Origin of the sequence: Wenzhouxiangella limi (assembly GCF_010499265.1) — a bacterium.
Classification (GTDB): domain Bacteria; phylum Pseudomonadota; class Gammaproteobacteria; order Xanthomonadales; family Wenzhouxiangellaceae; genus Wenzhouxiangella; species Wenzhouxiangella limi.
Map to the genome: position 1 here is coordinate 250,259 of NZ_JAAGSC010000031.1, position 19,540 is coordinate 269,798.

At 64.7% G+C, this 19,540-nt stretch carries 20 protein-coding genes; 17 read left to right on the forward strand and 3 right to left on the reverse strand.

What is annotated here, in order from left to right; all coding sequences use genetic code 11:
• The first annotated feature begins 94 nt into the window (after positions 1–94).
• From G3I74_RS02760 to G3I74_RS02830, 15 genes are all read left to right on the forward strand, one after another.
• Entirely contained in the window at positions 95–736 is a 642-nt protein-coding gene (locus tag G3I74_RS02760) for a MotA/TolQ/ExbB proton channel family protein (RefSeq protein ID WP_164210044.1), read from the forward strand.
• A gap of 15 nt (positions 737–751) precedes the next feature.
• Positions 752–1,183, forward strand: coding sequence for an ExbD/TolR family protein (locus tag G3I74_RS02765; RefSeq protein ID WP_164210045.1), 432 nt, complete (start codon positions 752–754; stop codon positions 1,181–1,183).
• Positions 1,180–2,931: a lipid A export permease/ATP-binding protein MsbA gene (gene msbA, locus G3I74_RS02770; protein ID WP_164210046.1), complete on the forward strand. Its 1,752-nt coding sequence runs from the start codon at positions 1,180–1,182 to the stop codon at positions 2,929–2,931. The genes G3I74_RS02765 and msbA overlap by 4 nt, the downstream gene beginning before the upstream one ends.
• A gap of 12 nt (positions 2,932–2,943) precedes the next feature.
• Positions 2,944–3,939 carry a tetraacyldisaccharide 4'-kinase gene (gene lpxK, locus G3I74_RS02775; RefSeq protein ID WP_164210047.1) on the forward strand — a complete coding sequence of 332 codons (996 nt, stop codon included), beginning with the start codon at positions 2,944–2,946 and terminating at the stop codon, positions 3,937–3,939.
• Positions 3,936–4,694: a 3-deoxy-manno-octulosonate cytidylyltransferase gene (gene kdsB / locus G3I74_RS02780; RefSeq protein WP_164210048.1), complete on the forward strand. Its 759-nt coding sequence runs from the start codon at positions 3,936–3,938 to the stop codon at positions 4,692–4,694. Before lpxK ends, kdsB begins: the two co-directional genes overlap by 4 nt.
• Entirely contained in the window at positions 4,691–5,158 is a 468-nt protein-coding gene (locus G3I74_RS02785) for a low molecular weight protein-tyrosine-phosphatase (RefSeq protein WP_164210049.1), read from the forward strand. The genes kdsB and G3I74_RS02785 overlap by 4 nt, the downstream gene beginning before the upstream one ends.
• Entirely contained in the window at positions 5,155–6,975 is a 1,821-nt protein-coding gene (gene uvrC / locus G3I74_RS02790) for an excinuclease ABC subunit UvrC (protein WP_164210050.1), read from the forward strand. The genes G3I74_RS02785 and uvrC overlap by 4 nt, the downstream gene beginning before the upstream one ends.
• Positions 6,976–7,040: 65 nt before the next feature.
• Positions 7,041–7,601: a CDP-diacylglycerol--glycerol-3-phosphate 3-phosphatidyltransferase gene (pgsA, locus tag G3I74_RS02795; RefSeq protein ID WP_164210051.1), complete on the forward strand. Its 561-nt coding sequence runs from the start codon at positions 7,041–7,043 to the stop codon at positions 7,599–7,601.
• A gap of 15 nt (positions 7,602–7,616) precedes the next feature.
• Positions 7,617–8,471 carry a class I SAM-dependent methyltransferase gene (locus tag G3I74_RS02800; RefSeq protein WP_164210052.1) on the forward strand — a complete coding sequence of 285 codons (855 nt, stop codon included), beginning with the start codon at positions 7,617–7,619 and terminating at the stop codon, positions 8,469–8,471.
• The gene (locus G3I74_RS02805) at positions 8,468–9,844 is read left to right on the forward strand and encodes a class II fumarate hydratase (RefSeq protein ID WP_164210053.1); all 1,377 of its coding nucleotides are present in this window, start codon (positions 8,468–8,470) and stop codon (positions 9,842–9,844) included. The genes G3I74_RS02800 and G3I74_RS02805 overlap by 4 nt, the downstream gene beginning before the upstream one ends.
• A 14-nt stretch (positions 9,845–9,858) precedes the next feature.
• Positions 9,859–10,365, forward strand: coding sequence for a transcription elongation factor GreB (gene greB / locus G3I74_RS02810; RefSeq protein WP_164210054.1), 507 nt, complete (start codon positions 9,859–9,861; stop codon positions 10,363–10,365).
• A 138-nt stretch (positions 10,366–10,503) separates the two neighbouring features.
• Complete coding sequence (locus G3I74_RS02815; protein ID WP_164210055.1) at positions 10,504–10,965, forward strand: Hsp20 family protein; 462 nt, start codon at positions 10,504–10,506, stop codon at positions 10,963–10,965.
• Positions 10,966–11,047: 82 nt separating this feature from the next.
• On the forward strand, positions 11,048–11,800 hold the full coding sequence (locus G3I74_RS02820) for a lysophospholipid acyltransferase family protein (protein WP_164210056.1): 753 nt from the start codon (positions 11,048–11,050) through the stop codon (positions 11,798–11,800).
• A gap of 59 nt (positions 11,801–11,859) precedes the next feature.
• Entirely contained in the window at positions 11,860–12,459 is a 600-nt protein-coding gene (locus tag G3I74_RS02825) for a rhomboid family intramembrane serine protease (protein ID WP_164210057.1), read from the forward strand.
• 83 nt (positions 12,460–12,542) lie between these two features.
• The gene (locus tag G3I74_RS02830) at positions 12,543–13,115 is read left to right on the forward strand and encodes an SRPBCC family protein (RefSeq protein ID WP_203594473.1); all 573 of its coding nucleotides are present in this window, start codon (positions 12,543–12,545) and stop codon (positions 13,113–13,115) included.
• Here the strand turns inward: G3I74_RS02830 and aat are convergent.
• The 3 genes from aat to trxB are packed head-to-tail and all read right to left on the reverse strand — an operon-like array spanning position 13,104 to position 15,937.
• A complete protein-coding gene (gene aat / locus G3I74_RS02835) occupies positions 13,104–13,850 on the reverse strand; it encodes a leucyl/phenylalanyl-tRNA--protein transferase (RefSeq protein WP_164210059.1) in 747 nt (248 codons plus the stop codon). The two genes, G3I74_RS02830 and aat, sit on opposite strands and share 12 nt — an antisense overlap.
• A 13-nt stretch (positions 13,851–13,863) precedes the next feature.
• Positions 13,864–15,000 carry a GNAT family N-acetyltransferase gene (locus G3I74_RS02840; RefSeq protein WP_164210060.1) on the reverse strand — a complete coding sequence of 379 codons (1,137 nt, stop codon included), beginning with the start codon at positions 14,998–15,000 and terminating at the stop codon, positions 13,864–13,866.
• Complete coding sequence (gene trxB, locus G3I74_RS02845) at positions 14,981–15,937, reverse strand: thioredoxin-disulfide reductase (protein ID WP_164210061.1); 957 nt, start codon at positions 15,935–15,937, stop codon at positions 14,981–14,983. Before trxB ends, G3I74_RS02840 begins: the two co-directional genes overlap by 20 nt.
• 181 nt (positions 15,938–16,118) lie before the next feature.
• Between trxB and ald the strand changes: the two genes are divergently transcribed.
• Together ald and G3I74_RS02855 are read left to right on the forward strand one after the other, a co-directional pair.
• A complete protein-coding gene (ald, locus tag G3I74_RS02850; protein WP_164210062.1) occupies positions 16,119–17,174 on the forward strand; it encodes an alanine dehydrogenase in 1,056 nt (351 codons plus the stop codon).
• A gap of 45 nt (positions 17,175–17,219) precedes the next feature.
• A complete protein-coding gene (locus G3I74_RS02855) occupies positions 17,220–19,523 on the forward strand; it encodes a DNA translocase FtsK (protein ID WP_164210063.1) in 2,304 nt (767 codons plus the stop codon).
• Positions 19,524–19,540 lie beyond the last annotated feature (17 nt).

Sequence of the window (19,540 nt, forward strand, 5' to 3'; positions counted from 1 at the left end):
TCGGCCGCCGCTCGGCGAATCCGCGGCGGCAAACCCGTTATCATGCGCGGCGAGGGTTGTCCGGACCGGATGTACCGATGAGGCTGCAAAGACCATGCTAGAAATCGTGATTGCCGGCGGCTGGCTGATGACGCCGATCGTGTTGTGCTCGGTGCTGGCGGTGGCGATCATCGTGGAGCGCTTTCTGGCCCTGCGTCGATCCAGGGTCGTGCCGCACGGTCTTCCGGACCAGGTCCAGCGCTGGGCCGCCCAGGAGGAGCTCGATCATCAGCACATCGAGCAGCTCCGGCTGAGTTCGCCGCTCGGGGAGGTGCTGGCGGCCGCTCTTGAGCATCGTGACCGGCGCCGGGAGGTGATCAAGGAGGCGGTTGAAGATACCGGCCGACAGGTCGTCCACAGCCTGGAGCGCTTTCTCAACACGCTGGGCACGATTGCCGGCATCACGCCGCTGCTTGGTCTGCTGGGCACGGTCATCGGCATGATTCGTGTTTTCAGCGCGATCATGCTGCACGGGGTCGGTGACCCGAACGAAATGGCCGGCGGCATTTCCGAGGCCCTGATCACCACCGCCGCGGGCTTGAGCGTGGCCATTCCGAGCTATTTTTTCTACCGCTATTTCCGCGGTCTGGTGCGCGATTACGTCCTCCAGATGGAAGCCCAGGCGCTCAACCTGCTGCAGGCCATCGAGCATGGCCAGATCAGCCGGCAGAAATTCCACGGTCGCGGCAACGGCTGAGCGGAGAACGCCGCCATGCGCCTGCAGAACGAAGACCGCGAGGAACCCGAGATCAACCTGACCTCGCTGATTGACGTGGTGTTCCTGCTGCTGATCTTTTTCATGGTCTCCACCACTTTTGATCAGCAGGCGCTGCTGCGTCTCGAGCTACCGGAAGCGTCGACCTCGGAAGCCGAATCCGTGCCGGAGGTTATCGAAGTCACCGTCAGCGAAGACGGGCGGATTTTCGTCGATGATCAACTGCTGACCGACAATACGCGCGCGGCGCTGCAGGCCGTGCTGAACGAGCGCCGCGAGGCCGCGCCCGAGGCGCCGCTCGTTGTTCGCGCCGATGGCCGCGCCTCCCACGGACTGGTGGTGCTGGTACTGGATGCTGCGGCCGCCGAGGGCATCGGCCGTGTTGGTATCGCCACGATGGAAGCGGATCCGGCCGGGGACGAGCGGTGAAACTTGCTCCGGCTGATGCGCCGCGCCTCTACCGGCGACTGCTGGGCTACGTCAGGCGCCAGCGCGGCGTCTTCGCCCTGTCGGTGCTGGCCGTTGCGCTGGATGCGGCCGGGCAGGGTCTGTTTTTCTACCTGCTGCGGCCACTGATCGATGACACCATCGCCGCCCCCGATCCCACGTTCAATCTGGTCTTGCCGACGCTGGTCCTTGCCGCGGTACTGCTGCGGATTCTGGGCAATTTCGGCGGCGTGTTCGGGATGGAGTGGGTCGGCCGTCGCGTGATCGCCGACCTGCGCGGCGATCTGTTCGCGCGTTACCTGGAGCTTCCGGCCGCCTACTTTGACCGCCACTCCTCCGGGCAGATGATTTCGCGGGTGACCTACAACGCCGAGCAGGTCGCGCAGGCGACCACCACCGCGCTGATCGGCACGATTCGCGACATTCTCACGGTGGTGGCACTGGTCACCGTCATGCTGATTCAGTCCTGGCGGCTGACGATGACCATGCTGCTGCTGGTGCCGGTGATTGCCCTGGTGGTCACCGTGATCAGCCATCGATTCCGCCGTATCTCGACGCGCATCCAGGACTCCATGGGCGACGTAACCCATGTGACCGAGGAAGCGGTGAACGGTCATGAAGTGATCAAGGTGTTTGGCGCGAGAGACCAGGAAAAAGACTCATTTTCAAGTATTAATGAGAACAACAGGAGACTTCACCTTAAGTTGACAGCGACCCAGTTGCTGTCATCGTCGCTGATCCAGCTGGCGGCCGGTGCCGCGGTGATTCTGCTGCTGATCATCGCCGCCAGCGACTTCATGCGCGCCGAGGTCACCGCCGGGATCTTCATGTCCGTGCTGGCCGCGATGGTCGCCTGCATTCCCCCGCTCAAGCGTCTGACCAAGATGCACGTGGTGATCGAGAAAGGCCTGGCCGCCGCCGAGAGCATTTTCGCGGTGCTGGATACGCCGCCGGAGCCGGACGAGGGCAGCGTGGATCCGGGCCGGGTGCGCGGCGAAATCGAATTCGATCGGGTTTGTTTCCGCTACCCGTCGGCGGACCTGGCGGCGCTGACCGACATCAGCTTTCGCGTATCACCCGGCTCGGTGACCGCCCTGGTCGGTCGCTCCGGCTCCGGCAAGACCACCCTGGTCAAGCTGCTGCCTCGGTTTTACAGCCCGGACAGCGGTCAGCTGCGGATTGACGGCGTTGAGCTGGGCGAGTACAAGCTGGACGCTTTGCGTCGTCAGATCGCCCTGGTCAGCCAGGACGTGGTGTTGTTCAACGACACGGTGGCGGCCAATATCGCCTACGGCAGTATCGACCGCCCGTCGCGCGCGGCGATCGAGGAGGCGGCGCGGGCGGCCCACGCGATGGAGTTCATCGAACGTTTGCCGGATGGCCTGGATGCATCCATCGGTGAAGGCGGGGCCTTGCTCTCCGGCGGCCAGCGGCAGCGCCTGGCCATTGCCCGGGCGTTGCTCAAGGATGCGCCGATTCTGATTCTCGACGAGGCCACTTCGGCCCTGGATGCAGAATCGGAGCAGGCCGTTCAGGCCGCGTTGGAGGTGCTGATGGCAGGAAGGACCACGCTGGTGATTGCGCACAGGCTGGCTACGGTGCAGAAAGCGGACCAGGTCGTGGTGCTGGACGGTGGCCGTATGGTCGAGCGCGGGACGCACGAATCGCTGCTGGCGCACGAGGGGGGCATCTATCGCCATCTGCACAAGCTGCAGTTGGTCGATCGCTGACGGTTCTGCCTGATGCGGGCCCGCCTCGAGCGCTACGCCAATCACCTGTGGTACGAAACGCCGTGCCCGCCGTGGTTTTGGCGGATGCTGTCTGCCCTGCACGGGATCGTGCTCGGCTCACGCTGGCAGCGCCCGGACGGGCATCCTCCGGTTCCGGTGATTGTGGTCGGCAACCTGGCCGTGGGGGGCAGCGGCAAGACGCCAACGGTGATCGCGCTGGCCCGATATCTCACCGGCCTGGGCCTGCAAACCGCGGTTATCAGTCGCGGCTACGGTGGTGACAGGGGGGCAGGCTCCGGTAAACGGCCGGTACGGGTGAATCCGGAATCTGATCCCGGCGTGTGCGGTGACGAGCCGGTGCTGATCGCCCAGCAGTCGGCAGTGCCGGTCTGGGTCTGTCGCGACCGCCGGGCGGCGATGGATGCGGCGGTCGCGGCAGGGGCCGGGGTCATCGTCAGCGACGATGGCCTCCAGCACCGAGGTCTGGCTCGAAGCTTCGAAATCGTGCTCATCGATGGCCGACGCCGCTTCGGCAACGGCTGGCTTCTGCCGGCCGGACCGCTGCGTCAGCCCCTGAAGCGCCTGGAGCAGGTCGATGCGGTTCTTTTCCGGGGGCCGGACGAACAGATAGCGGCGACGGAACAGTACTTTGAGCTGCGGCCCGAAGCACTGGTTCGGCTGGACGACGATGCGCGTCTTGACCCGGACGCCCTGGCCGGAAGCGCGGTCAGCGCCGTGGCCGGTATCGCCCATCCAGGTCAGTTTGTTCGCTCTCTGGAAGCGCTCGGCCAGCAACCGACGCTGCACGCCTTCCCCGACCATCATGCCTTCGTTGCCGGGGACCTTGAAGGGATTCCCGCACCGATCGTGACCACCGCCAAAGACGCCGTCAAACTGCGGCGATTGAAGCCGCTGCCGACGGGGATCCACGTGCTCGAGGTCAGCGCCGCGCTGCCTGAAGCCCTGCTGCAGTCGGTTGCCGCGCATGTGCAACAATTCGGGCAATGAATAACGGCTTCCACGTTCTGATTCCGGCCCGACTGGCCTCGACCCGGCTGCCGAACAAGCCGCTGGTCGATCTCGGCGGGCGCAGCCTGGTTGTTCGCGTGCTCGAGCGAGCCCTGGCCGCCGGCGCGGCCGGCGTGCACGTGGCCACCGACAGCGAGCAGGTGGCGCGCTGCGTGCGTGAGGCGGGTGGCGAGGTGGTCATGACCGGCGCCGACCATGTCTCAGGCACCGACCGGCTGGTCGAGGCCGTCGGTCGGCTGGGCCTGGCCGCCGACCAGGTGGTGGTCAACCTGCAGGGCGACGAGCCGCTGATGCCGGTTTCGGCCATTCGGCGGGTGGTCGAGCTGCTGGCCGAAGACCCTGGGGCGCACATGGCGACGCTGTGGCGGCCGCTGGAAGACCAGTCGCAGTGGCGCGATCCCAACGTCGTCAAGCTCGTGACCGACGCTGGCGGGCGGGCGCTGTATTTTTCCCGCGCGCCGGTGCCCTGGCCGCGCGGTCGCGCCTTTCGGGCCGGCGATGGCTGTCGACACGTCGGCCTGTATGCTTACCGGGTGAGCGCGCTGCAGGCTTGGCCGGAACTGCCGGCCAGCCACCTGGAAGCCGTGGAATCGCTTGAGCAACTGCGAGCGCTCGCGGCGGGCTGGCGGATCGCCTGCGCGCCGTCGCCGGAGCCGGTTCCGCCCGGTATCGATACGCCCGAAGACCTGGCGCGCGTTCGGGCGAGTCATTTCAACGTTGAACAAAAGCTATGAAAAGCATCCTGTTTGTCTGCCTCGGCAATATCTGCCGCAGTCCCACGGCCAAGGCCGTGTTCGATCACAAGCTGGCCGGCGCCGGGATCGAGCTGGTCACCGACTCTGCCGGCACCGGTGACTGGCACATCGGTCATCCGCCGGATCCCCGGTCGCAGGCCTTCGCCCTCAGTTGGGGCGTGGACATGAGCGAGCAGCGCGCCCGTCAGGTGCGGCTGGAGGACTTTGCCAGCTTCGATCGAATTTACGCCATGGACCGTTCGAACCTTGCCGCGCTGCGAAAGATGGCGCCCGAAGAAGTCGGGTCGCGCGTCGATCTGGTGATGAGTCTGGCGCCGGATTACGGTCTCGATGAAGTGCCCGATCCTTACTACGGCGGCGATGAAGGCTTCCAGCGCGTGATCGACATGCTTGAAACCGCTGCCGACCGACTGATCGCGGAGCTGCGCGCTCAGCGCCGATGACCGCCGCCTTTGACGGGGCCGCTTTCGCCCGCAGCCTGAACACCGGGCCCGGGGTTTACCTCATGAAGGATGACGAGGGCCGGGTGCTGTACGTCGGCAAGGCGCGCAACCTGCGCCGGCGCGTGGCCAGCTATTTCGACCGTCGCGACAAGGGTTCGCGGATCAACCTGATGATCGCCAGGACCGCCGCGATGGAAGTCAGCCTGACGCGCACCGAGGCCGAGGCGCTGCTGCTGGAAAACGAGTGGATCAAGGCGTTTCGTCCGCGTTTCAACATCAACCTGCGCGACGACAAGAGCTATCCCTGGATCCGCCTCGATACCTCGCACGACTTTCCGCGGATCGCGTTCTACCGCGGCAGCCGCAAGGCCCCCGGAGAGTACTTCGGGCCGTATTCCAGCGCCGGCGCGGTGCGCGAGTCCCTGAGCGAGATCTACCGGCTGTTTGGCCTGCGTCAGTGTCGCGACAGCGTATTTGCCAACCGGACCCGCCCGTGCCTGCAGTACCAGATCGGACGCTGTTCGGCGCCTTGCGTGGGTTACATCGCCGCCGAGGACTATGCGCGCGACGTCGAGGCGGCCCGGCGCTTGCTCAAGGGGGAGGATACGGCCGTGATCGAGTATCTGGCCGAGCGCATGCAGTCGGCCAGCGAAGCACTGGACTTCGAGAAGGCGGCCAGACTGCGCGATCACATCCAGTCCCTGCAAAGAGTCCGTTCCAGCCAGTTCGTTGCCGGCGGCAGCGAAAGCCTTGATGTGATCGCCCTGTATCTGCGTGCGGGAAAGGCGGCCGTGCAGGTGGTGGAGTTTCGCCAGGGGCGCAATGTTGGCGGCCGATGCTTCTTTCCCGGCAACCTCCACGACGGCCTGACAGAAAGCGAGGTCATGGCCGCGTTCGTGGGCCAGTACTACGCCGAGCGCATCCCCCCGACCGAGATCCTGCTGTCGCACGCGCTGGCCGAACCGACCCTGTGGAGCGAAGCCCTGGGACGCAAGCGCGGCGCCAGGGTTGCCCTTCGCTGGCGCCTGCGCGGGCAGCGGGCGCAGTGGGTGCGCCTGGCCACGACCAACGCCGAAGATGCGCTGCGCCGGCGCCAGGCTGAACGCGATCAGGTCGGCCGCGGCCTGCAGGCGCTGGCCGAACTGATCGATCTGGATCAGCCACCGCGGCGTATCGAGTGTTTCGACATCAGCCATATTTCCGGCACCGAGACCGTCGGCGCCTGCGTGGTGTTCGGCGCCGAGGGCGCCATGAAGAAACACTATCGTCACTACAACATCACCGGTATCGAACCGGGTGATGACTACGCGGCGATGGAGCAGGCGCTGACCCGCCGCTATCGTCGCGCCCTGGAGCAGGAGGAAAACCTGCCCGACCTGATTCTGGTCGACGGTGGCGCCGGCCAGCTCGGACGGGCGCAGCAGGTGCTCGATGATCTTGGCCTGGACGCCATCCGGCTGGTCGGCGTGGCCAAGGGCGCGGCCCGAAAGGCCGGCTACGAGCGTCTTGTGGTCGGCAGCAGGGAGGTCGTGCCGGGGCCGCATCACCCGGCCTCGCACCTGGTCCAGCAGATCCGCGACGAGGCCCATCGCTTTGCCATCACCGGGCATCGCCGTCGGCGCCAGAAGCGTGCCCAGGCCTCGCCGCTGGAGGCGATTCCCGGTGTCGGTCCGGCCCGCCGCCAGAAGCTGCTCAGTCACTTCGGCGGACTGCAGGGTCTGAGCAAGGCGGGAGCAGATGATCTGATGAAGGTGCCGGGCATTCACCGCGCGCTGGCCGAGCGCATCGTCGAGCACCTGCAAAACGCGTCAATCTGAGCACAAGCCCTGACCCGGGGCGCGATATGCGGGATAATTCGGGCTCCGACAAAGGATTCCGGCGCGTGCAGCTGACCATTCCCACCATTCTGACCCTGCTCCGGATCGTGATGATCCCGGTACTGGTCGTCGTGTTCTACCTGCCGTTCGACTGGTCCAACCTGGCGGCGCTGCTGATCTTTATCACTGCGGCTATCACCGACTGGCTGGACGGCTGGATTGCCCGCCGCTTCGGCATGAGCAGTGCGTTCGGAGCCTTTCTGGATCCGGTGGCCGACAAGCTGATGGTGGCGGTGGCGCTTATTCTGATCGTCCAGCGTAACCCCGAGCTGCTGCTGGCGATATCGGCGGCCGTCATCATCGGTCGCGAAATCACCGTGTCGGCCCTGCGCGAGTGGATGGCAGAATTGGGGCAGGGCGCCCGCGTCAGGGTCGCCTGGACCGGAAAAATGAAGACCATTCTGCAGATGGTGGCGATCGGTTTTCTGCTCTTCGCCCAGGATCTGTTCGGGTTGCCTATCCTGAGCATCGGGATCTGGCTGCTGGTGGCCGCGGCCGTCCTGACCATTCTTTCGATGATCACCTATCTGCGCGCGGCCTGGCCCGCGGTGCAGCAACAGCGCTGAGGCACAAGCGTCCCAATGGCAAAATCCTCCGTCAAGAAGAAATCGACCCTGGCCGAGCAGGCTGACCGTCACGTCCTCTATGAGGCCAGCGTCCAGGATCCTGAAGCCGAGCTGGAGTTCGTGGCCGAAACCTATCAGGCGCTGGCCGGCCGACCGCTGAAGCGAATCCGCGAGGATTTCTGCGGAACGGCCAATACCGCCTGCGCCTGGGTGCGCATGGATCGCGCGAACGAAGCCGTCGGCGTGGACCTCGACGCGGACGTGCTCGAATGGGGACGGCGCCATCACCTGGCCTCGCTGAAGTCCTCGGCCCGGGAGCGCGTCGAGCTGATCGAAAGCAACGTACTTGAAGTCGTAACGGCGCCCGTGGACGCCATCCTGGCGATGAACTTCAGCTACTACCTGTTCACCCGGCGCGATCTGCTGCGCGCCTATTTTGAGCGCGCCCGCGCTGGCCTCAAGGAGGACGGCGTGCTGTTTCTGGATGCATTTGGCGGCTACGATGCCCATCGCGAAATCGAGGAGCGCACCGAGTACGACGATTTCACCTATGTCTGGGATCAGGCCAGCTTCGATCCCATCCATCACCACATGACCTGCCGTATCCACTTCGAGTTTCCCGATGACTCGACCCTGCACAGCGCCTTCGAATACCACTGGCGCCTGTGGACTCTTCCCGAAATTCGCGAGGTTCTGCTCGAGGCGGGATTTGAGAAGGCGACTGTCTACTGGGAAGGCACGGACGAGGAAACGGGCGAAGGCGACGGCGTTTACACACCTTCCGAGATCGGCGACGCCGACGCCGGCTGGATTGCCTACATCGTCGCCGAAAAAACATCGGGTCAGCGCATCAACAGGGAGAAAAAATGAGTACATTTCGCAGTGAACGCGACAGCATGGGCGAACTCCAGGTCCCGGAAGACGCCCTCTGGGGCGCCCAGACGCAGCGGGCGGTGAACAACTTTCCGGTCAGCGGTCAATGCATGCCGCCCGCTTTCATCCGCGCCCTGGGCCTGATCAAGAGTGCCTGCGCCGAGGCCAACGAGGGTCTGGAGCTGCTGGATTCAGCGCGTGCCGGTGCCATTCGCGCCGCGGCCCGGCGCGTGGCCGACAACGAGCTCGATGGGCATTTCCCGGTCGATGTCTACCAGACCGGCTCCGGCACCAGTTCGAACATGAACGCCAACGAGGTCATCGCGCGCCTGGCCGATCCTGAGGGCGAGCTCGGCATTCACCCCAATGATCACGTCAACATGGGCCAGAGTTCCAACGACGTGATTCCCACCGCCATCCAGGTCAGCGCCTGCCTGCAGACCTCGGAGCACCTGCTGCCCGGCGTCGATCATCTTCATGGTGTGCTGCTCGATCGCGCTGCCGAACTGGCTGAGGTGGCCAAGACAGGCCGGACCCACCTGATGGACGCCATGCCCGTCACCCTGGGCCAGGAACTGGAAGCCTGGGCCGCCCAGCTGGCCAGCGCGCGGGCGCGCATCGTCGATGCGCTCGGCAGGATCGGCCGTCTTCCGCAGGGCGGAACCGCGGTGGGGACGGGCATCAACGCCCATCCTGAATTCGGCCAGCGCGTCGCCGCGGCGCTGAGCGCGTCCACCGGTTTCGAGTTTTCTTCGGCCGACAACAAGTTCGAGGGCATTGGCAGCCAGGATGCAGCCGTGGAATTGTCCGGGCAACTGAAAACCCTGGCCGTGGCCTTGATGAAAATGGCCAACGACCTGCGCTGGATGAACTCCGGACCCCTGGCGGGGCTGGGTGAGATCGAGCTGCAGGCGCTGCAGCCGGGCAGTTCCATCATGCCCGGCAAGGTCAACCCGGTGATTCCCGAGGCGGTGTGCATGGTCTCGGCGCGGGTGATCGGCAACGACACCACCATCACGGTGGCCGGTCAGTCCGGCAACTTCCAGCTCAACGTCATGCTGCCGGTCGTTGCCGCAACGCTGCTGGAAAGTCTGCATATTCTGGGCAGCGTCACTCGTCTCCTGGCCGACCAGGCCATTGCCACTTTCTCGGTCCGTCGCGATCAGCTTGAGGCTGCGCTGGGGCGCAACCCGATCCTGGTCACCGCGCTCAACTCGGTTATCGGCTACGAAAAGGGCGCGGCGGCGGCCAAGCAGGCCTACCGCGAGGGTCGTCCCATCATCGACGTCGCCCTGGAGGTCACGGATCTGTCGCGCGAGGAGCTGGAAAAGCTGCTCGACCCGCTCAAGCTGACCCGCGGCGGACTGTAGGCACCCGGCGACAGATGCGCTGGCGACCGCCGTCTGAAAAGTCCAGTCCCTACATCACCGCCGCGGGCTTGCGACGCCTGCGCGACGAGCTTGCCGGTTTGTGGCCGAGCCGCAGGGAGGTGGTCGCGGCGCTGAGCGCGGCTGCGGCCGAGGGCGACCGGTCTGAAAACGCCGAATACATCTATCGCAAGAAACAGCTGCGGGAGATGGAACGGCGTATCCGCTATCTTCAGAAGCGTCTTGATCAGCTCAAGCCGGTCACCGCGCCGCCGGCGGACTGCGACCGGGTGTTTTTCGGCGCGCGGGTTCGGGTCGAGAACGAGGCTGGCGAGATCGACGCCTATCGCATCGTCGGGGCCGACGAGATCGGCGATTCGGCGGACCATATCTCGGTGGACTCGCCGGTCGCCCGCGCGCTGCTGGGCAAGCGCCGCGATGACGAAGTCGCCGTTCAGGTGCCCGAGGGGCAACGTCACCTGGTGGTGCTGGAGATCGACTATGCCGGCGATGAAAGTGATTGATCGCCGTCTTGAAACTTCCGTGCCCGATGCCCATCTAAGTCTGCGAGAGCGCCGCAAGGGCTCTCACCCGGTCCGGCCTGATGGGCAGGCGGACCTTACCATCGAAATAACTTATTGCTTCCTATGGAGGATAAGACCATGACCAACTTTGATCTCACACCCCTGTACCGCACCGCGATCGGATTCGATCGCCTGGCCGACATGTTGTCCAACGCTTCGCGCGTGGATTCCGGCGGCTATCCGCCGTACAACATCGAGTCGCTTGGAGAGGATCGCTATCGCATCACCATGGCGGTGGCGGGTTTCGCCGAAGACGATCTCGACATCGTGACCGAACGGAACACGCTGACCGTTTCGGGCAGCAAGGGCGAGAGCGAGGAATCCAGCGAAGGTGAACTGCTGTATCGCGGCATCGCCACGCGCTCCTTCGAGCGTCGCTTCCAGCTGGCTGACCATGTCGAAGTGCACGGCGCCCGACTGGAAAACGGCCTGCTGCATATCGAACTCAAGCGCGAACTGCCCGAGCAGATGAAGCCACGCAAGATCGAGATCGGCAACGGCCGTTTGATCGACAGCGAGAAGAAGGCCAAGGCTGCCTGATCGCGCCGTCGCTCCATCGATACGGTGACGTCACAGGGGGCACCCGGTTTCGGGTGCCCCTTTTCTGTACGATAATGGCTCGATGTCGGCTACCCTTGAAAAATCGCCGTTCTGGCTTCCGCTCTACCCGCTGTGGCAATGGCTGGTGTTCGTGCCGACGGCTGTCGTGCTCACCATCGTCGGCGGTGCTCTGGCCATTCCGATCGCCCTGATTTCTCCCCGTGCGGCCAATCTTTACGTGGCCGTGAGCTGGTGCCGAATCCTGACGCGTATGACGCCGGCGCGAGTGGATATCGAGGGCATGGAACATGTTGACCCGGATCAGTCGTACGTGGTCGTGGCCAATCACCAGAGCCAGTTCGATATTCCGGTGATTTATGGCTATTGCGGTCTTGATCTGCGGTGGGTCATGAAGGCCGAGCTGAACAGAATCCCATTCGTGGCGGCCGGCTGCCGGGCCATCGGCCACATCTTCATCGACCGCGCCGACCCGGCCCAGGCCCGGGATGCAATCAACTCCGCCGTGGCTCGCCTGCAGCCGGGAACCGGGATTTTATTTTTTGCCGAGGGGACGCGCAGCCGCAGCGGCAAGCTGCTGCCGTTCAAGAAAGGGGCTTTTCGCGTGGCGGTGGACCAGCAGTTGCCCGTTCTGCCCATGACCGTTACCGGCACCCGCGACGTGCTGCCGGCCGGAACGCTGCGTCTTCGACCGGGCAGGGTTCATCTGCGCATCCATCCGCCGGTCTCCACGGCCGGCCTCAAGACCGGTGACATCGACGCGTTGCGCGGACAGGTGCGCGATCAGATCGCCTCGGCCTTGTCGACGTCGGCCTGATGCAGCTGCGGGTGCCCGACCCCGGATACACCGCCTCGGCGCGAGCCAGGACCAGCTTCATGCTCGCGGTCAAATTGACCCTGGGATTCGTCGTCATCGTGTGGCTGATGTTCGGCATTCAAACCGTGGTGGGTCCGGAAATGGCCCGCCTCGGGCTGCGTCCCCGTGACCCTGGCGGACTTCTGGGCCTGCTGACCACGCCGTTGCTGCACGGCAGCCTGGCGCACCTGATGTCGAACACCCTGCCGCTGTTTGTCGGTGGGGTTGCGTTGTTATTTCTGTACCCGAATTCAAGCCTGCGCGTGCTGCCCCTGCTGTATCTGGGCTCGGCCGCGCTGGCCTGGACATTTGCCCGTCCGAGCGTGCACATCGGCGCCAGCGGTCTGGTTTACGGCATCCTGACCTACGTGTTCGTCGCCGGCATCCTGCGCCGCGACCTGCGCTCTGTTGGCGTATCGCTGATGATCTGGTTCTTCTATGGCTCTTTGCTGTGGGGCGTCTTTCCGCTGATCTCGACCATGAGCTGGGAGTTGCATATCAGCGGTCTGATCCTGGGCCTGCTGCTGGCTTTCCTTTACAGGGACTGGGATCGTCCGCCGTTAAAAACCTATGACTGGGAACTCGAGGACGAGGAGGATGATGATCGATCGTGGTCGTAATCCGGACACGAGGAGTTCCCGGACCGGCATCGCGACGGTAATCGCGACCGTGACTGGCCCGGACTGCACTGAGAAATCATTCGATGCTGATTCGACGGGTGTTTGCAGTTCTTCTGGCGCTGGCCATCCTGGTCGTGGTGGTCGGTTTCTTCCTGCCGCGGGTGAGCGTGGTCCAGCGTTCTCTGGTGATTGACCAGCCGGCAGAAAACATTTTCCGGGTCCTGCAGGATTTTCGCCATTTTCCGCAGTGGTCGCCCTGGTTCGAGCGTGTGCCGGAGGCCGGATTTCGGCTGGAAGGGCCGTCCGGCGGTGTCGGTTCAACGGTGGTCTGGAGCGATGAAGGCGGCAGCGGCGACGGGCGCTTGTGGATCACTTCCGTCACGCCGCCGCGACGCGTCGAGCTGCGCATGGAGCTGGGCGAAACCGAAACGGCAGGATTTTTCCTGATTGAGCCGGCCGCATCCGGTGGCGAGAGGGTTACCTGGGGGTTGCGCGTCGAGGCCGCCAGCTTTGACCTGGTGGGCCGCTACATGTCGCTGCTGCTGCCGGGGCTGGTCGGGCCCGAGTATGCGCGCGGTCTTGAGCGGCTGGCCAGCTACCTCGAACGTCATGAAGGGGTGCCGCCGGTGCCGGCCGGAGAAGCCTCAGACGCTTGAGTCGCAATTTGCCAGATCCTGGGGCTGAACCTGCAGTGCCGCAAAACGGGCTTGCCAGTTCCCGATCTGATCTTCGTGTTGCGTCCCTTCTGCAAGCACGGCGCGAAACTCATCGCCGTCGAGCAGGCGCACCCCCATGCGTTCCAGGTGCGGATTCCAGACCTGGCAGTCGGCGATCAGGAAGTTCCAGCGGTGCAGCGCGTGCATGAGGGCCACCAGCGCAATCTTGGAAGCATCCCGCCGACGGTGAAACTTCGACTCGGCGAAAAAAATCTTGCCCTGGCTGAGCCCGTAAAGACCACCGGCCAGCTCGTCATCGAGCCAGACCTCGAGGCTGTGCGCATGTCCGGCCCGGTGCAAGTCCAGGAACGCGGCACGAAGCTCGGATGTAATCCAGGTGCCGCCATCCTGCGCCCGCGGTGCCGCACAGCCGTCGATGACGCCGCTGAAGTCTGCGTCCATGCTGAGTCGAAAAGCGCCCTGGCGCAGCGTTCGGCGCAAACGCCGGCTGACGTGGACATGGCCCGGCAGGAAGACCGCGCGCGGCGCCGGTGACCACCACAGGATCGGCGGTTTTTCGTACCAGGGGAAAATACCTTGCCGGTAGGCCCGAAGCAGGCGCTCGGGACGCAGATCGCCGCCCCAGGCGAGCAGGCCCTCGGGATGGCTGACCGTTGCCGGATCCGGGAATTGCGACTTGGAGTCAGGCGCGAGCTGCGGTATGAAATGACGCATCAGGGAGTTCGCCTCAGGCAAAGGGATTCAGGCTGTCGAGATGCTCGCGGTAGTGCAGCAGAGCGGCGCCTTCGCTTCTGAGGTAGCGCGCAATGGCGGTGCGCATGCCGGGGTGGCGGATGTAGTGAAACGACTGCGTGCGCGCCGGCAGAAAGCCCCTGCGAATCTTGTGCTCGCCCTGCGCGCCGGGTTCAAAAGCTTCCAGCCCGCGCCGGATGCAGAACTCGATGCCCTGGTAATAGCAGGCTTCGAAGTGGACGTCCCGGCAATCAACCAGGCTTCCCCAGTAGCGGCCGTACAAACGGCGGCCATCGTGCCAGAAGATGGCCGCCGCCAGCGGCTCGCCGTCACGCTCGGCCAGACAGACCTGGAAGCGATCGCCAAAACGCGCCGCCGCTTCGGAGAAAAACGCGTGGTTGAGGCTGGGCAGGTTGCCGTAGAGCTGGAACGTCGTCAGATAGCAGCGACAGACCAGATCGATGTCTTTTTCGTCAAGCTCGTCGCCCCCTTTCCAGCGCAGCTGCCAGCCCGCTTCGGCGACCTTTCTGCGCTCGGCGCGGATGTTCTTGCGGGCCTTGCGCCGAAAACGAGCCAGAAAATCATCGAAATCGCGATAGCCCGGATTTTGCCAGTGAAACTGCCAGTCGAAGCGCTCCAACCACCCGGCGGCGCGGAGAATGTCCGCGTCGGCGTCACGGCAGAAGTTCACCCCGGCCGAGGACAGGCCGCCGTCGTGGACGGTTTTGATCAGGGTTTCCGCCAGCGCTTCTGCTGCGGGCCGGTTCGTTTCAGCGCCGAACAATCGCGGCCCGGTCACCGGCGAAAACGGTGCCGCGACCAGCAGCTTTGGATACCAGGGCAGCCCGGACTGGTGCGCGGCCCGGGCCCAGGCCCAGTCGAAAACGAACTCACCGTGGGAGTGGTGCTTGATCCAGCCGGGCAGCGCAGCGCTGACGCCACCGCCGTCCGTGTTGGTCAGAAAAAAAGGCTGCCATCCGGCCTCGTCCCCGACACAGCCGGTCTGCTGTACGCTGTCGAGGAAGTCCCAGTCGACGAATGGTCCGGGATTGTGCTCCAGCGCCTGCCAGCTCTCGCGATCCGGCAGGGATCGGTGAGCGTTTGAACCGTAGTCAGGCTGTCGGATCGTCAAGGAACTTTTCGGCATCCAAGGCTGCCATGCAGCCGAAACCAGCCGAGGTCACGGCCTGCCGGTACACGTGGTCAGCCACGTCGCCGGCGGCGAAAACACCCGGGACGCTGGTGGCGGTGGCCATTCCCTCCAGTCCGCTCCGGATCTGGATGTAGCCGTCTTTCATATCCAGCTGCTCCGTAAAGATTTTGGTGTTGGGATCATGGCCAATGGCGATGAAAACCGCATCAAGATCAACGTCGGTGACAGCGCCGGTTTCGACATTTCGAATGCGCATGCCGATGACGCCGTCGTCGTCGCCCAGGACTTCGTCGAGCACATGGTTCCAGCGGATCTCTATCGTGCCTTCTTCCACGCGCTGGAGCAGCCGTTCCTGCAGGATTTTTTCGGCGCGAAGCTCGTCGCGCCGGTGGACCAGCGTGACCTTGCTGGCGATGTTGGCAAGATACAGCGCTTCTTCGACTGCGGTGTTGCCGCCGCCGATCACGGCAACCGGCTTGTTGCGGTAGAAGAATCCGTCACAGGTGGCGCAGGCCGATACGCCGCGGCCCAGCAGGGACTGCTCTGATTCCAGCCCCAGGTAGCGGGCCGAAGCGCCGGTGGCAATGATCAGCGCATCGCAGGTGTAGACGCCGCTGTCGCCCTCCAGGCGAAAGGGACGCGAACCGAGATCGGCGGTATGGATATGATCGAAGATCATTTCCGTCTGAAAGGCCTCGGCGTGCGCGCTCATCCGCTGCATCAGCGCCGGTCCCTGCAGATCCGGGTAGTCGCCGGGCCAGTTTTCGACGTCGGTGGTGGTCATCAACTGCCCGCCCTGCTGGATGCCGGTGATAAGCGCCGGCTGCAGATTGGCGCGCGCGGCGTACACCGCCGCAGTGTAGCCGGCTGGGCCGGAACCCAGGATCAGCAGGCGAATGTGGCGGGGATCGGACATGTATACTTCTCCAGTCTTACGGGGTCGAATGGCCAACCGGTCAGGTCGGGTCGGGAACGCTGCATTGCAAGCGCCTGGCGGAATGCTTTCTAAGATAACAGCCGATCGCCAAAAAAAGAGACCGGTAACGGTGGCGAACGATGACCATTGTTTCACTGGACAGGATTGATGGAGGGATTGCATGCGGATCGGGATACCGACGGAAATCAAGACACTGGAGGGCAGGGTGGCACTGGTGCCGGCGGCCTGCGGCGACCTTGTGCGGGCCGGAAACGAGGTGCTCGTGCAGTCCGGTGCCGGTCTGAAAAGCGGTTTTACCGATGAGGATTTCGAGCGGGTCGGCGTTCGTATCGTGCCCGATGCGCAGAGCGTATACGGTCAAGCCGAACTCATGGTCAAGGTCAAGGAGCCGATCGCCGGCGATCTCGATCACCTGCGCCCGGAGCACCTGCTGTTCTGTTATCTCCACCTGGCCGCCGAGCCCTCGCTGACCGAGCGACTGCTTGCGATTGGTCTGACCGGCGTTGCCTTCGAAACCGTGGAAGAAGACAACGGCTCGCTGCCTCTGCTGGCGCCGATGAGTAATATTGCCGGGCGCATCGGCGTCCAGGTGGCAACCCATCTGCTCCATCAGCCGCAGGGTGGACGGGGCATTCTGCTGGGCGGATTGCCGGCGGCGGACCGCGGTCACGTGGTGGTGTTGGGTGCCGGCGCGGCCGGCGGCAACGCCGCGCGGCTGGCCGCGGCCACCGGCGCGCGCGTGACCGTGTTCGACAAGCGCCAGGACCGGCTGGCCGAGATGATGGCGATTGGCCCGAACGTGACCGCGCTGTATCCCTATGCGGAAACCGTTGGCGATTTCGTGGCCAGCGCCGACATGGTGGTCGGGGCTGTGCTGGTGACCGGCGCTCGTGCGCCTCACGTGGTGACCCGGGAGATGATCACCGCCATGGCCGACGGCAGCGTCGTGGTCGATATTTCGGTCGATCAGGGCGGCTGTTTCGAAACCACCCGCCCGACGACGTACGCCGATCCGACCTACCAGGTCGGCGGCGTCACCCATTTTGCCGTCACCAACATGCCGGGCGCGGTGCCCCGCACTTCCAGCCAGGCCCTGTCGGCGGCGATCCTGCCGTACGTTCAGCGCATGGCGCGGCCGGACTGGGAGCACGCGGCCCCGCTGGCGCGCGGTGTCAACGTCCGCGGCGGAGAAATCATCCACCCGGCCCTGCGCTGAGCGCGTCGGGCGGGAATGACGGTTGCGTAGCGCAAGATTGCAGGCATGCCAAAAGCGGCGAGCAAGACACCCGAGCCCCGCGACGCGCGTACGGTCGCCATGACCCGGCGGCTGAGTGAAGCGGCTTTTCTGCTGATCACGGTCATGGCGCTGTATCTGCTGCTCAGCCTGTTGAGCCATCATCCGCTCGATCCGGGCTGGTCCCGGGCTGCGGCCAGCGGCGAGATTCACAATCTCGGCGGGCGTCTTGGTGCCTGGCTTTCGGATTTGTTCCTGTTTCTGTTTGGCTATATGGCCTACGCGGCGCCGCTGCTGATTCTCGTGCTCGGGCTGCGCCTGCTGCGCGAGCGCACCGAGCCGGCCGGACTGGTGGAATGGTCGGTGCGGGCCGGCGGCTTGCTGCTCATGGTGGTCACCGGCTGCGTGCTGCTGGCGCTGCAAAGCCGCGGCAGTCTGCCTCAGGCCGGCGGGGCTCTGGGTGAGGTTCTGGCTGCGCCCATGATCTCGGTGCTGGGTTTTACCGGCTCAGCCCTGATCTTCCTGAGCCTTTTTCTGGCTGGAACGACCCTGCTGACGGGACTTTCGTGGATTGTGGTGGTTGACCGGACCGGTTACTGGGCGCTTGCGATGTCCGAGCGGCTGGTCGAATTCGTGGGCCAGGCCAGGGAGTGGTGGCACGGGCGCAAGGCGCGTGCGGTTCGCGAAGAGGTTCGCAAGGCCGATACCATCAAGCGCAAAGGTCGGGCCGAGGTCAAGATCGAAGCCCAGGCCGAGCCGCAGGTCTCCAAGCGCGAAGATCTGCGCCAGCGGCAGCAGCCTTTGTTCAAGAATCTGCCCGAGGGCGGGCTGCCGCCGCTGGAACTGCTCGACGAGGCGGGCGTGCAGCGGGCCGGCTACTCCGAAGAGACGCTCAAGGCGATGAGCCGGCAGGTCGAGCTCAAGCTGGCCGATTTTGGCGTCGAGGCCGAAGTCGTGGCGGTTCATCCTGGCCCGGTCATCACCCGTTTCGAGCTGCAACCGGCGCCCGGCGTCAAAGGGGCGCAGATCTCCAACCTGGCCAAGGACCTGGCCCGGGCACTGAGCGTGATTTCGGTGCGCGTGGTCGACGTCATCCCCGGCAAAAGCGTCATTGGTCTGGAGATCCCGAACCAGAATCGGGAAATCGTCCACCTGCGGGAAATCCTTGCCGCGGAAGCCTACACCAAGGCCTCCTCGCCCTTGACGCTGGGCTTGGGCAAAAGCATCTCGGGCAAGCCGCTGACCGCCGATATCTCGCGCATGCCGCATCTGCTGGTGGCCGGCACGACCGGATCGGGCAAGTCGGTGGCGATCAACGCCATGATCCTGAGCCTGCTCTACAAGGCAATGCCCGACCAGGTGCGCCTGATCATGGTCGACCCGAAGATGCTGGAGCTGTCGGTCTACGAGGGCATCGGGCATCTACTTACGCCCGTGGTGACCGACATGAAGGAAGCCGCCAACGCGCTGCGATGGTGTGTGGCCGAAATGGAGCGGCGCTACCGCCTCATGGCCTCTCTTGGGGTGCGCAATCTGGCCGGCTACAACCGCAAGGTGCAGGACGCCATCAACCGCAATCAGCCGATTCCCGATCCGATGGTGCCGGCTGAAGCGCTGGCCGAGGGTGAGTCGCCCCCGACCCTGGAGCGATTGCCGTTCATCGTGGTGGTGGTCGACGAGTTCGCCGACATGATGATGATCGTCGGCAAAAAGGTTGAGCAGCTCATCTCCAGACTGGCGCAAAAGGCGCGCGCTTCGGGCATTCACCTGATCCTGGCCACGCAGCGTCCGTCGGTGGACGTCATTACCGGCCTGATCAAGGCCAATATTCCCACCCGGATGGCCTTCCAGGTCTCGTCGCGCATCGACTCGCGCACCATCCTGGACCAGCAGGGTGCCGAGCAGCTGTTGGGGCACGGGGACATGCTGTACCTGCCGCCTGGCTCCGGTCTTCCGGAGCGGATTCACGGCGCTTTTGTTGACGACCACGAGGTCCACGCCGTGGTCCACTGGCTCAAGCAGCAGGGTGAGCCGGACTACCTGGAAGAAGTGCTCGCCGAGACCCAGACCACCGCCGACGGCCATAACATCGGCGCCAACGGTTTGCCGGAAGCCGCCGGCAGCGATTCCGACGATGAACTTTACGACAAGGCCGTTGCCTACGTGCTGGAGAGTCGGCGCGCGTCGATTTCAAGCGTTCAGCGACAGCTGCGCATCGGCTATAACCGGGCCGCGCGGCTGATCGAGGAAATGGAGGCCCAGGGCGTGGTCAGCGCGCCCGAGCACAACGGCCAGCGCGAGGTGCTGGCACCGGCGCCGCCGCGCGACTGAAGACGGTCGTCTGCATT